Genomic DNA, 14,307 nt, shown 5'->3' on the forward strand with positions numbered 1-14,307 from the left:
ATATGGTTAAAAATGAGGCACATAATCTTCCTTCGTCGCTGGCATCTATTCAGGAGGCAGCTGATGAGATCATCGTGGTGGATACAGGCTCGACTGATGATACGAAATCTATTGCCCGGTCCTATGGTGCCCAGGTCTTTGGTTTTCCCTGGCAGGATGATTTTGCTGCACCCCGGAATTATGCCATAGAGCAGGCAAAGGGGGATTGGATATTATTTTTGGATGCGGATGAAGCGTTTCCGAGGCCGTTGAATAGGGGGGCGTTGTTGGATTATCTGTCCAGAATGGCAGCGCAAGATGTCATTCTGCTTAGGCGCTATAATGTGGAGACATTGACAGACCGGAAATGTTTCAATATGGATTGGAGCCCGCGCTTATTTCAACGGCGGTCGGATCTGCGTTATCGGGGGCGCATTCATGAACATATCAGTAAGTCGGTGGGGGATCTTCAGGTAGCTTATGCGCCGTTGGAGTTTTATATATTGCATACTGGTTATGCGAAGATGATTAGTGAGGATAAATGTCGGCGGGATCTACAGATCTTGCAGCAGGTAATTGCGTCAGGCGATTGGGAACCTGTCTATGATTTTTTCCTGACAGATTGTTATTATGGGATAAGGGATTATGAGAAGGCCTTGCAGCACGCTGTTGCTTTTACGGAAAGTGGCACAGTTATTCATGGTGGCAACGGTCATGTATATCACATGATCTTGGAATGTATGCGAGCATTGGGCCGGCCGGATGCGGATATGCTTCCGTGGGCTGAAGCGGCAGGCAGGTTATATCCAGATCTGCCGGATTTTTATGCGGAGCAGGGTATGGTGCTTTGCGGACTGGGAAGATTGTCTGAGGCACAGCTACTATTGACAGAAGCTTTGCGGCGCTATGATGAAGGCAGCGCAGATATTTGCCATGCTACATATTTTTCTCCTGTGGTGGCAGCTAAGGTGGCGGCTCGGTTGGGAGAAATCCATGAACTTTGGGGAGAGCAGAACTTGGCAGCCCAATGTTTTATTCGGGCTTTGGATTATTGTTCAGAAGATGAGGCCGTGCTGAATAAGGCAAAGCGCTTTTTGACAACACAGGATGGGGTGAAATAAAGTCAAAGAAAAAAAGTAAAAAAAATTTAAAATTCCGCTTAAGGAATCAGCAAAAACGTCGATATAGTTAGTGTAAAGGTAATCAGTGAACCAAAACAAGGAGACAAACAGCCAGCTAGCAGCTGCTTGTGCAGGTGGCGGTTCGCTAATTATAGCTAACGACAGTCAGGGATGGCTGTTACAAATATTATTTTTCTACATTCAAGGAGGAAAAACATCATGGCAATGGTAGTAAAGAACAACATGTCGGCAATCTCGACTCTGAACACTCTGAACAAGAACTCCAGCGCACTCTCTAAGAGCCTGGAAAAAGTTTCTTCCGGTATGAAGATCAACGGCGCAGCCGATGACGCTTCCGGTTACGCTATATCTGAGCGTATGCGTGTTCAGATCCGTGGTTTGGATCAGTCAAATGCCAACACCCAGAACGGCAATGCAATGATGAAAGTTGCTGAAGGTGCTGTAAGTTCCACCGTTGATATCCTGAAGACTCTGAAAGAGAAAGTCATCAACGCAGCGAACGATACCAACACGGACAGCGACCGTCAGACCATCCAGAAAGAATTGGATCAGTCCATCGACCAGATCGATGACAATGCCAACATCACCTACAACGGCAAGTATCTTGTTGATGGTTCCCACAACAACAAGACTACCAATACGACTACGGCACTGACCAATGAGTCCATGGATTCAGCTACGACGAAGGAAACGGCGCTGACTGCTCTGAAGAACCGTAATGGTGAAAGCCTGAACATTCATAGCACGGATAATGTGACCATTTCTTACGTGCATGAGGGCAAAACCTATAGCACGACGTTCAAGGTTGGTAGTGAATCTTTGGCAACCGCTGTTGCAAAAACGGCTTACAACGGTGATAAGTCGTTAGCTGGTGCATTGAGCTTCAATGAAAGCACGGCGACTTCCAAGATTGGTCTGGATGGTTCCGGCAATACGGTTTACACGGCTGATAAGGGTTGCGCTTTGACGCTGACGGCTAAGACCACTGGCGTTGCTGGTCAGATTTCCGGCTTTACCATCAGCATTACCACGAACAAGGGTGCTATCAACAAGTCCGCTAATGCTGTGCTGGATAACTTCACTGAGTCCATCCGTGCACAGAATGAGTCTGAAGACAACGCTATGGTATTCCAGGTTGGCACGAAGGCTAATCAGGCTATCAAAGTAGGTCTGACGGATATGCGTTCCACGGCTCTGGGTCTTAAAGGTGCTGACGGTGAAACCCTGAGTGTATCCACCCAGGTTAAGGCTAATGCTGCTATCAACGTTCTGGACAATGCTATCCAGAAAGCTCTCGACCAGCAGACCACCATTGGTTCCGTTGAGTCCCGCCTGAGCTACACCAGCAGCAACTTGACCACTGCTTCCGAAAACGTTCAGAGCTCCGAATCCACGATTCGCGATGCTGACATGGCGAAAGAAATGACGAACTACACGAAGAACAACGTTCTTCTGCAGGCCGCTCAGTCCATGCTGGCTCAGGCCAACCAGAGCAGCAGCTCGGTTCTCAGCCTCCTCCAGTAATCGGCAGTCTTTCGTTAATACAAACTACCAAAACCGCCCTTCGGGGCGGTTTTTTTTGCAGGTAATTTGCCTGCTTTGCCGAAATTATTATACAAGGATAATTTGCAGCGTTAATATCCGTTTTGCTAAGAGGTGAAGCGTATGCCATATATATCTGCCTGTGTGATTGTCCGCAATGAAGAAAAAAATCTGCCTCGCTGGTTGGCTTGTATGTCAGAATTGGCAGATGAGATGGTGGTAGTGGATACCGGTTCTACGGACAATACCATGGAAATTGCAGAGCAGGCTGGAGCAAGGTTGTTTTCCTTTCCATGGATCAATGACTTTGCCGCTGCCAAAAATTATGCCCTGGAGCAGGCTAAGGGGGATTGGATAATTTTTTTGGATGCCGATGAATATATAAAGCCTCAGGATCATGCCTGTGTCAGAGAACTTATCAGACAGAACGATCAGAGAAAAGACATCCTTGGCTTTGTAAATCCATTGATCAATGTGGATCAGGATAAGGACAATGCCTATATCAGCACCATATATCAGATCCGGGTATTCAGGAATCTGTCGGATTTGCGTTATGTGGGGGCTATTCATGAAATCCTGCAGTATCGTGGTCAGGCTGAGAAGAATATGCCATTGATTGAATATTATGCTATTTATCATACGGGCTATTCTGCCCGGCTGATGCCGGATAAATATCAACGAAATCTGCAGATGCTGGAACTATCTGTGAAAAAATATGGCTGGCGTCTTCTTGATGATTTTTATTTTGCAGATTGTTATTATGGGTTGCAACAATATGAGCGGGCTATAAAGCATGCCAAATCCTATCTTACTGCCAAGGAACGAGTACTGGGGGAGGAAAGCCGTCCCTATGGCATATTATTGCAATCGATGATTTTTTTGTCCTATCCTTTGTCCGAAATATTAGCTTGGGGACAAAAGGCTCTGGAAGAATTTCCCTATGGGGCAGAGTTCAAGATATTGGAAGGGTATGCACGGGAAGCCACTGGTGACGAACAGGGAGCTCTTCGTTGCTTTGACGAAGCTGATAGGCTATACAGTGAGGCAGGAAAAAATGGCGCTGGAAAGATGCTCTCCGATGAGGCCGGCGGCGTCATGTCTGCCATGCATGCCAGACGTGAAGCGCTGCAGAAGCGTATGCAGCAACGAAAGCAGGAACGAAAGCAGGAACGGCAAACAGGGGGAGTGAAAGATATGGTCTATACATCTGCCTGTGTGATTGTTCGTAACGAAGAAAAAAATCTGCCCCGCTGGCTGGCCTGTATGTCGGAGCTGGCGGATGAGATGGTGGTGGTGGATACCGGCTCGACGGATAACACGGTGGAACTTGCAAAGCAGGCTGGGGCAAGATTGTTTTCATTTCCATGGATTAATGATTTTGCGGCGGCTAAAAACTACGCGCTGGAGCAGGCACGGGGGCAGTGGATATTTTTCTTGGATGCCGATGAATATTGGACGGAAAAGGATTTTGCTATTATCCATAAAAATTTGCGTCAATATGATCAGCAAAAAAATGTGATCGGTTTTGTCTGCCGACTGGTAAATATTGATGTGGACAACGATAATCGGATCCTCAATGAAAACATGCATATCCGTATTTTCCGCAATCTTTCTCAATTGCGTTATACCGGGGCTATTCATGAACAGCTGGTCTATTCGGGGACGGGCCAAAAGGAAATGAAACTTTTGCCCAAGGCGGTGATTTATCATACGGGTTATTCAGCTAGTACGGATCTTTACAAGGCAAAACGCAACCTGCAGATTTTGCTGGAATTGCAAGAGAATGGCAAGGGACAGGAAAGTGACATTTGCTATATAACGGATTGTTATTACAGTCTAAAGGATTATGCCAAGGCGGCGGAAGCGGCCCAGGAAGCCATTCGGCGCCAGGTAGTCCTGCCAGGCAGGGAAACGAGAATGTACTGTACTCTTATCCAGTCGTTGCATTTATTGGGACATAAATGGCAGGAAATTCTGCCTTGGGTGGAACAGGGGGAAAGAGACTTTCCACATGTTCCGGATTTTCGTGCCTTGCTGGGATTTGCGGCTTGGCATGATGGTGCGAAAACAGAAGCAAGGCAATTTTTCCAACAAAGCAAGGCATTATATCAGGAGTTTTTGGCGCATCGTCAGGATGTGACGGCTGCTTTTGCTGATGAGATGCAGGGATTTTTGCCGAAGATGGAGGCTTATCTGGCAGAGGATAATAATTCTGGCGCAATAAAAATATCGGCGGCGGTGATTGTCAAGAATGAGGAGGAGAATCTGCCACAGTGGCTGTCCTGCATGCAGGCTTTAGCAGGGGAAATCATTGTGGTGGATACTGGTTCTACGGATAATACCGTAGCAATAGCCCGTCAGGCTGGAGCCAGAGTGGTGCACTTCGAGTGGGTGGATGATTTTGCTGCAGCCAAGAACTTTGCTATTAATCAGACTAATGGTGATTGGGTGCTGCTGTTGGATGCGGATGAATACATACCAAAGGAAGATTATGGTGGGCTGCAGGCTGCTATTGCCCGTGTCCACGCTGACAGCAATGTTATTGGTCTGGCCAGTGAATGGATTAACGTGGATAAGACGAAGAACAATGCCTATATTAACAAGGGCTATCAAATCCGGGTGTTTCGCAAAATGCCGGAACTGCGTTATGTCCATATGATTCATGAGCGGCTTCAATACAATGGGAACGAGAAAAAAAGCATGCCTGTTACGAATGATTTCAGGATCTATCATACTGGTTATTCAACGGGACAAATGGCTGCAAAGTATAAGCGCAATCTGCGCTTATTACAGCTGTCTGCGGAAAAATATGGCAAGCGGCCGGAAGATGAGGCATATATGGCGGATTGTTACTTCGGTATGCAGGAGTATGAGCAGGCTATGGCCCATGCACAGGCATATTTGGAGTCGACGGGGCGTACGGATGGTGCTGAAAATCGTCCTTATGGTGTTTGGATACAGTCTTTGATTTTCTTGCAACGTCCTTTGGAAGAAATTGCAGCGGTTGTAAATAAGGCACTAACGGAATTTCCTTATTCGGCTGAATTCAAGATTATGGAAGGGGGAACTCGAGAGGATAAGGGGGATTTTTCAGGAGCAGAAATTTGCTACCGTGAGGCGGCCAGGCTCTATGCTTATGCAAAGCAACATGATATATGGCGGCAGAATTTACTGTCAGATGAGGCTGGTACGGCCATGCCCGAGGTTTATGCCCGGCTTTGCCGCCTGCTTATGTGGCAGGGAAATGGAGAAGAGGCTTGGGAATATTTGCAGAAATCATTAGCTATGGATAAATATATTCCGCTGGCTTGTCGCTTGTTAGGCAGATTTTTAGCGGAGCGTGATGATGTAGATTGGATTGAAGTCTTTAACCAACTTTATGATAAGCAGCGGGATGCAGCCTTTATTTTGGAACATCTTCCGCATACAGGGCGTGATAAGGTGCGGTTGTATTATCAGCGTCAATTGGGGATGTCAGAGCAATCTGCTTATATTATGGCGGGAAGGCTGGAGGCAGCAGGAGCCGCACTGGCAGAAGATACAGCTGCGTTGCTGCAATTGGGCATTCGTGGTTTTGCACATGATGTGGGGACGATGGATAAAATAGGCGTGCTGCTATCGCAAAATTATCGAATGGTGGCTACAGGCCAGGCAAAAACAGCGGCCGAACGGAGCCTGGCCCGTAAAACCGCACGGATACAGGGTTGGCTGGCTAAGCAGGATGGTTTGGCAGAATAGGGAATACGATGAATATTTACGACAATATATATGATAGCCTGGGAAAGCGGGATTATGCTGCTGCTTTGGTATATATACGTGCCTTGGAAAAATACGATATGAAAGAAGCGGCCCGGCTTTGCGTGAGTATGTACATTGAGCAGGGAGACAGTCAGTCGGCTATGGCAGCTTGGCAGAAGCTGAATAAGATTTTGCCGGGAGATTTTTATACGAGTTTTTTGCATGCGCGTATTTTGTTCATGGAAAGGCGTTATGTCAGTGCATATAGAGAATTGTTGGTAATTGACGTCCCGTTGAATAAGCGAAAAGGGTATGGGGAAAAAATAGCGAATCTTTTGGGGCAGTGCTGCCGCATTTTAGGGAGAACACAGGAGGCGGCAGCGGCATATAAAGAGGCTGCCGTATGGGCTGATACGCCTGAGCTGCAGGCTATGGAGTATAGCAATTATCTATTTAACCTCCATTACAGTGGCCGGCATAGCGCTGAATTCTTAAGGCAGCAGGCAGCGAAATTTGGTAAGTTCCTGGAAAAAAGCAAGCCATTCCATCACCATAGAGGGCGGGAAAAACATTTCTTGCGTGTAGGGTATATTTCAGCGGATTTCCGCCGGCATGTATGTCTTTGTTTTTTTTACGATTTATTGACATCTTATGATAGAAAAAAGTTTGCGGTATATGTCTATATGTTAGGACCGGAAGATACCATCAGTGAAAAATTGCGCAAGCAGGTGACAGGCTGGCGTAATCTGCGAGGTCTGTCACCGCAGGAAAGCGCCAAGGCTATTTATGAAGATGAAATCGATATTCTGGTGGATCTGGCAGGACACACCAAGGGAAATGGGCTGCCCATACTGGTCTATAAACCAGCACCAATACAGGTTTCGGGGATTGGTTATTTTGCTTCCACAGGTCTAAGTTCGGTAGATTATTTTTTAGGTGATGTGTATCTGGATGGAGAAGACGGACAGACAGGGCAGCGGGAATTTACGGAAGAATTAGTTGTTTTGCCACATAGTCATTTTTGTTATCGCCCTTTGCAGGCAGTGCCATTACCTGTTGATACTGCTTTTAGCCGCAAGGGCTATGTAACCTTTGGCAGCTTCAATAACTTTGCCAAGGTGACTGATGAAGTATTGATGGTATGGGGAAAGATATTGAATCGGCTGCCGACTGCTCATTTATTGTTGAAAGCGGCTGTATTTGACAGTGAAGAGGCAGCAATTTACATAAGGCAGCGTATGGAAAAAGCCGGTTTGCCCATGGCGCGAGTGGAGTGCAGAGGCATAAGTGAGGTTTATTTGCCTGAGTATGGTGATATAGATATTGCACTGGATACCTTTCCTTATCCTGGCGGCGGGACCAGTTGTGATGCTCTTTATATGGGCAGACCCCTGATAACGTTGGCTGGCAAACGTCATGGCGAACGGTTTGGCTATAGCCTGCTAATGAATCTTGACTTGGGGGAATTGGTGGCTTTTTCGATAGAGGAATATATCGAGAGGGCAGTAATGCTGGCAGAAAATCCGGAACTGCTGACAGGGTTGCAGACAAATTTGCGGCATATCATGGAAAACTCGCCGCTGATGGATCGGCAGGGGTATGTGCGGATGGTGGAAAGTGTTTATGCTGATATGTGGGAAAAATACGAAAAGGGTTGCAGAAATTATGGAGGAGAAAATCATGGGAAAAGCGAGTAAACGTGTAAAACGTAATATGCACAAAAAAAATAATGAAGCCCAAATGAAACAATGTCAGACGCAGGAAAGGGAGCTGGAACAAGCCTTTGATCAGGAAAAATATGCTGATGTATTGAATATATTGGCTGAGCTGATAACAGCAAATGATGTAAAACCGGATTTCCTTTACAAAGGAGCTTACAGCTATTTCATGCTGGGTGATTATGAGCGGGCGGCGCAATGGGTGAATAATACCCTGAATTTCGATCCGCAAAATGTGGAAGCGCGTATTCTCCTGGCAAGATTGTGTTTTATCCAGAATCGTCAGGAAGATGGACTGTCAATATACGATTTTTTGGCAGCGAATTATCAGAACTCTATGACAAAGGAACAAAAAGAGCAGATAACCGATAGTTCCGCATATTATGTGCGCAGGGAAGGGGATAAATTGCGGCAGAAGTATCCGCACTTGGCCGAGTTCCTGCAGTTGAAGGAGAATGCAGCAGAAAAAACTGAACCGGCACGTACTGCTGATACAGGCAGCAGTGCATTGTCAGCTTTGCAACGTCTTAAGGCTAAACTGGAGGAAGTACAGGCGAAAAATAATAAGCAGGCAGAGTCTGAGACCCATGTTGATGGAATACCTAAGCAGGAAGAAACGGTTACAGATAAATTGGCAGATGTTTCCATTGAACAGCAGATCGTGAATATTCAAAACCGTACATGCTCTTTACGGGAGAAGGTACAGATCCTCAATAAATTTGCTGCGGCTGCGTATATGGCCGCAGATTATGCAGGAGCAATGTCGTATCTGCAGGCAGCACTGCAGTTGGACGATGGTGACAGCCAGACCATTCGCAATATGGCGATGGCACAGGCTGCTTTTGGGGAGGCAGATAAGGCGCAGGCTATAGCGGCTAAACTGCCGGAGGTGGATTTTGTCCTTTTATATCTGCTGAAAGAACAGGGAAGATAATGAGGAAGAGGTTATATGCTCGCAACGAATCGTCATGGGCGCAGGAATGCTTCCAATCCTATAGATGCAGTCGCAATCCGGCCGTGCAGGAAATAGCGCCGGCTATTCTGCTGCCACCGGATTATTGGCAGGAAAAGACGGGGGAATTCAGTGGCGGTGTTTGTGATGCGCAGTTTAATTTTATTGCAGGACTGCAAAGATGCAAGCCTCCTGGTGCTGGCTGGTATGGAGTAGGAAAGGCTTACAAAGTATCATGTGAAAATCTCGTATATGAAGACAAGGAAGTTATTTTTGGCGGCATATTGATTCATCATTTTGGACATTTTATTTTGGAATGTCTGGGACGTATGTGGTACATACTGGAAAATAGGGAGCTTACTCAGCCGATAGTTTTTCTAACGGTGGGAGAAATCTGTTCCTGGTATGATGATTTTTTTGCCTTGTTGGATATACCCAGAGAGAGAATTTTGCTGATTGAAAAACCAGTGCAGTTTAGCCGGGTAATTGTGCCGGAAGAAGCGGTACATAGCTGGTATTATTACACGGATAAGCATTTAGTACCATATAAATATCTGCAGGCAAGTGCAGCGGAAGTCTATAAGGGAGATACACCAGCTAAAATTTTTTTGGTGCGAGGCAGAGAGGCAGAAACAGCTACAGATTGCATAAATGAAGAGTATTTCGTTGCTTTTTTTCAGGAAAAGGGATATGTGCCCGTGACATTGGAAAAACTGCCTTTGGCGCAACAGATATATACGGTATCTCATGCAGAAGAAATCGTGGCCATCATGGGTTCACTTACTCATTGGGCCTTGTTTTGCAAACCAGGTACGAAATTTTTCATGCTGACGAGAACCAGCAGTGATACGCTGCTAGCGCAGTGTTTGGTAAATGAGGCATCCGCCGTAGACTGGTATATTGTGGATGTTTCCATGAATTTCCTGCATGTTTCCCGTTCCTATGGCGTTTGCTTGTTGGGACCTACTGTTTATTGGCAAAAATTTGTGGCCGAGCGCTATAGGGAAAAAGCTCCGCCTATGAATGGACAGGCTTATCATGATTATCTTTTAGCCTGGAGTGATTACTATCTGTTGCCGATGAATGAGTCCTTTCGCAAAAGTCAGGATTTTGCTGCTGTATTGCGGGCAATGAACAGGGAACTGCATCTTAATGATATGGCGCTAAGACCACAAGGGCATAGGGATAACTTTATTTCTATTTACAGCTATGCTTTGGAGTTATATCGGCAAAATAAGTTATTGCAGGCATGGGATGAAATCAATAATTATGAAAGCCAAAGTGGCAAACGTCCTTTGCTGGGGATGCTGTTAAAGAGCTATATTCTGCGTGCACAGAAGAAATACGTTTCTGAGGTTGAGTGCTTAGAAAAACTGTTGCAGGAATACGCGGACAGTGATGATGACGAACGACTGGCTGACGCCTATAGCCTGTTGGGAGCAGGACTGCGCATGTTAGGGAACACCAGGTCAGCTATAGAGGCTTTCTTGCATTCGGCCGAGCGGGAACCTGATGTGCAGAAAAAGCTGACAGAGCTAAGCAATGCGATTTTTACAGCAAATACACTGTATGATGTCCAGCCACAGGAAATGAAAAAGATGTATAGTTTGTATCGACAGGAATTGCTGGCATTGTCAATCAAAAGTTACCCTGAACCTGAATGGAAGCATGAGAAAATACGGGTAGGATATTTATCTGCTGACTGGCGGGATCATCCTGTGGGGCATTTGACACATCCTTTGCTGTTTGCCTGCGATGAGAAAAATTTTGTCATTTTTGTATATCAGCTTAATGCCAATAGTGACAGTGTAACCGAAAAACTACGGGCAAGCAGGACTGTCTGGAGGGAAATGGCAGGAAAAAGTCATGCAGAAATTGCTGCTCAGATTCGTGCAGATGAAATCGATGTTTTGGTAGATTTAGGAGGGCATACGGCTAATAATGCTCTGCCAGTGTTGGCTTATAAACCGGCCAAAAAACAAATATCCGGGATAGGGTATTTTAATAGTACAGGAATGGAAGAATGCGATGGTTTTTTGACGGATAGATATTGTTCTCCGACTGAGTTTTCGCCATATTTTACTGAAAAAATGTTACAGATGCCGCATTGTCATTTTTGCTATCAACCTTTGATAAATATGCCAGAAATAAGTGCGCCGCCATGTCTGAAAAATGGATATATTACGTTTGGTTCATTTAATAATTTTGCCAAGGTGAACGACAAAGTGCTGGCCGTATGGCAGCAAATAATGGAGCTTGTTCCCAATGCTCGCTTATTATTAAAACACGGTTTGCTAGGCTGTGCAGAAGGGCGCGCTTTTACACAGCAACGCTTGTCCCGCATGGGCATACCCTTGGCACGTGTCGAAATGAGAGGATTTTCTGATGATTATTTATCGCAATATGGCGATATAGATATTGCACTGGATACATTTCCCTACACTGGGGGGGTTACCACTTGTGAAGCACTCTATATGGGGGTGCCTGTCATGGCATTAAAAGGGAACCGTCATGGAGCAAATTTTGGTTATAGTTTTTTGGCTAATATTGGTTTGTCGGAATTGGCTGCTGCAACAGAGAAAGAATATGTAGAGCTGGCGGTAAACCTTAGCTATGATATGCAGCTCCTGCATGATTTGCGTAAAACTTTACGTCATCAGATGGAAGGATCAGCACTGATGAATGCTGGTGATTATATGCGAAATTTGGAGGCAATTTACAGACATATCTTACAGGATTGAAACTATTAGTTGGTGGGAGGGATTGGTATGCGAAGTTTGCAGGAGTGGATGACAGAGTTTGTACGGAGGGAACGGGAGTATGATTTTCCTGGAATGGCAGAATGTCTGGCAGAGGCTCGTAATGAGTTGTATCGGGAACAGGAACGGTCGGCACCAGGAAAATTGTTTTTGGATAAATTTCTGAATGTGTTTGTATTGTCAGCTTTTGTTGCCTTGGAGGCGGGAAATGGGCAGCAGGCATTAGTATATCTGGAAATGGCAGAGGAAGTACTGAAGAAAATTTATGATAAGCAGCTTCTGATTATGAAAGCGTACAAAGGCTATGCCCTGCAGGCTATGGGAGATTTTGACAAGGCAGAAAAGTTGTATTTGGAATATCTGGCCTATGAGCCGCGGGATGAAACGATATTCCTGCGGTTAGGGAATATGGCGGTACAACAGAAGCAGTGGGACAAGGGATTGGAGGCATATGGGCATGCCTTGCAGATCAAGAAAAACTATCGGGAGGCTATGATCAATATTGGTGTTGTAGCCAGAATGATGGGAGATGAGGATACAGCAGCGTCTATGGCTCAGACTGAGGAAATGCGGCAGCGTATCTTTGGGGAGGGGAGTCTGGAAGAGAATCCCTGCCGATACGCTTTGGAAATAGATGATGATGATTTCCGCAACATTCCGATTTTTATCAATGCCAGGGACAGGCTGACATGTTTGCGGCAGCAAATCGATTGGTTGTGGCAGGCAGATTATCATAATATTTACATATTAGACAATGCCTCCACATATCCACCGTTATTGGCCTACTATGATGAAATAAAAGAACGGATAAAGGTACTTTACCTGAAACAGAATCTGGGATACAAGGCGTTGTGGAAAAGTGGTGTGCTCAATGTACTGAACATCCAAACGCCATATGTATATACAGATCCGGATATTGTTCCTGTGGAAGAATGTCCTTATGATGTTTTGAAGAAAATGTTGCAGGTACTGCGTAAGCATCCCTACATAAAAAAAGTTGGCTTTGGTCTTAGAACAGATGATATCACCTTTGCGGGCAAGGCGGCAGTTTTGGCCAGTGAAGGGGAGCGTATGATGACAGAGTTGGCACCGGATGTATATTTTGGCGTGATTGATACGACCTTTGCCCTGTATCGGAACTTGCGTCATTATAATGCGTATGCCACTTTGAGGTTGGCAGGAAAGTATATGGCAAGACATTTGCCTTGGTATATGGACTATCAGAAGTTGTCAGCAGATGAGGATTATTATGCCAAACATGCAACAGAAGATTATTCGACTCTGAAGGTGTTGAAGGATAATGGGATGGTGAAGGAGCAGACGCTAACCAGTATTATTATTTTGAGTTACAATGCGCTGGATTATACTAAGCTCTGCTTGGAAAGCATTCGAAAAAATACGGAGAAAGGAACCTATGAAATCATTGTGGTGGATAATGGTTCTAAGGATGGCTCAGCTCAATGGTTGGCAACTCAGACGGATATCTGCTGCATATTCAATAAGAAAAATATGGGGTTTCCCAAGGGCTGTAATCAGGGCATGGAGATTGCTCAAGGAACAGAACTGCTGTTGTTGAACAATGATACCGTTGTGACACCGGGTTGGCTGGACAATATGCGTAAAGCTCTGTATAGCGGTCAGAATATAGGGGCCGTAGGCTGTATGACAAATCACTGCTCCAATGAACAGGCCATCAGGCTGCCTTATCAGTCGATTGAGGAACTTATGGCGGTGGCAGGTAATTTTAATCGATCAGATGCGCAGAAATGGTATCCTTGGATGGTGTTGGTAGGATTTTGTCTGCTCATGAAACGGGAGGTCTATATGCGTCTGGGCAATTTGGATGAATCATTCAGCCCAGGTAACTTTGAGGATGATGATTACTGTCTGCGCATGCGAAAGGCTGGTTATGAATTACTGTTGTGCGGTGATACCTACATCCATCATTTCGGCAGTGTGGCCTTTGCAGGAAAAAATGATGCAGCTCGGGAAAAGGATAAGAAAGAGCGTTATAACAAACTTATTGAAAAAAATCGGGCATACTTCATGAAAAAGTGGAGCATCAAGGGAACCTATCGCAGCCACTATGAAATGACGGATCTGCTATATAAGGAACTGTCCCCTGGACAGGATGTTCTTCTGGTCAATTGTGATATGGGATACGAGCTCTTTTGGCTGAAACGTAGAATTCCTGAGGCCACGATATACGGCTTGACTTCGGATAAATTAGGTGTAGAGTTGGCCGGAAAAACTTTCCCGCTGTATGTCTGCCATGATTTTCTTGACGGATTGGACAAGCATTATCAACAGAAAAAATTTGCCCGGATTGCCTTGCTGGGAAATTATCATGAAAGACGACAGGGGGACAAACTGATACAAACATTGCGTCAGCACCTGACGGAGGATGGCTTGTTGTTTTTTGGTGATCAGGATCGGGTTTATCGCATGCCGTTTAGAGATTGATGCTGGAGGTATTA

The 14,307-nt window shown here is 45.5% G+C and carries 7 protein-coding genes; all 7 read left to right on the forward strand.

What is annotated here, in order from left to right; all coding sequences use genetic code 11:
- Window positions 1-2: 2 nt before the first annotated feature.
- A complete protein-coding gene (locus tag BLQ59_RS06745) occupies window positions 3-1,100 on the forward strand; it encodes a tetratricopeptide repeat-containing glycosyltransferase family 2 protein (protein ID WP_218122873.1) in 1,098 nt (365 codons plus the stop codon).
- A gap of 219 nt (window positions 1,101-1,319) precedes the next feature.
- Window positions 1,320-2,645: a flagellin N-terminal helical domain-containing protein gene (locus BLQ59_RS06750; RefSeq protein ID WP_074572120.1), complete on the forward strand. Its 1,326-nt coding sequence runs from the start codon at window positions 1,320-1,322 to the stop codon at window positions 2,643-2,645.
- 141 nt (window positions 2,646-2,786) lie between these two features.
- Window positions 2,787-6,401, forward strand: coding sequence for a glycosyltransferase family 2 protein (locus BLQ59_RS06755; protein WP_074572121.1), 3,615 nt, complete (start codon window positions 2,787-2,789; stop codon window positions 6,399-6,401).
- 128 nt (window positions 6,402-6,529) lie between these two features.
- Window positions 6,530-8,098 (forward strand): O-linked N-acetylglucosamine transferase, SPINDLY family protein, encoded by a 1,569-nt coding sequence (locus tag BLQ59_RS06760; protein WP_218122874.1) that lies wholly within the window; start codon window positions 6,530-6,532, stop codon window positions 8,096-8,098.
- A gap of 43 nt (window positions 8,099-8,141) precedes the next feature.
- Window positions 8,142-9,053 carry a tetratricopeptide repeat protein gene (locus tag BLQ59_RS06765; protein ID WP_176756748.1) on the forward strand — a complete coding sequence of 304 codons (912 nt, stop codon included), beginning with the start codon at window positions 8,142-8,144 and terminating at the stop codon, window positions 9,051-9,053.
- 83 nt (window positions 9,054-9,136) lie between these two features.
- A complete protein-coding gene (locus tag BLQ59_RS06770) occupies window positions 9,137-11,812 on the forward strand; it encodes an O-linked N-acetylglucosamine transferase family protein (protein ID WP_176756749.1) in 2,676 nt (891 codons plus the stop codon).
- 27 nt (window positions 11,813-11,839) lie between these two features.
- On the forward strand, window positions 11,840-14,293 hold the full coding sequence (locus tag BLQ59_RS06775; RefSeq protein WP_074572125.1) for a glycosyltransferase: 2,454 nt from the start codon (window positions 11,840-11,842) through the stop codon (window positions 14,291-14,293).
- Window positions 14,294-14,307: the final 14 nt, after the last annotated feature.

The sequence above is a fragment of the Pseudoselenomonas ruminantium genome, assembly GCF_900104055.1.
Taxonomy (GTDB): Bacteria; Bacillota; Negativicutes; order Selenomonadales; family Selenomonadaceae; genus Selenomonas_A; species Selenomonas_A ruminantium_C.

Excerpts from the sequence above, each read along its gene's own strand:
- BLQ59_RS06760 (WP_218122874.1), top strand. The coding sequence starts at position 6,530 with ATGTACATTGAGCAGGGAGACAGTCAGTCGGCTATGGCAGCTTGGCAG.
- BLQ59_RS06750 (WP_074572120.1), top strand. The coding sequence starts at position 1,320 with ATGGCAATGGTAGTAAAGAACAACATGTCGGCAATCTCGACTCTGAAC.
- BLQ59_RS06755 (WP_074572121.1), top strand. The coding sequence starts at position 2,787 with ATGCCATATATATCTGCCTGTGTGATTGTCCGCAATGAAGAAAAAAAT.
- BLQ59_RS06775 (WP_074572125.1), top strand. The coding sequence starts at position 11,840 with ATGCGAAGTTTGCAGGAGTGGATGACAGAGTTTGTACGGAGGGAACGG.
- BLQ59_RS06765 (WP_176756748.1), top strand. The coding sequence starts at position 8,142 with ATGAAACAATGTCAGACGCAGGAAAGGGAGCTGGAACAAGCCTTTGAT.
- BLQ59_RS06745 (WP_218122873.1), top strand. The coding sequence starts at position 3 with ATGGTTAAAAATGAGGCACATAATCTTCCTTCGTCGCTGGCATCTATT.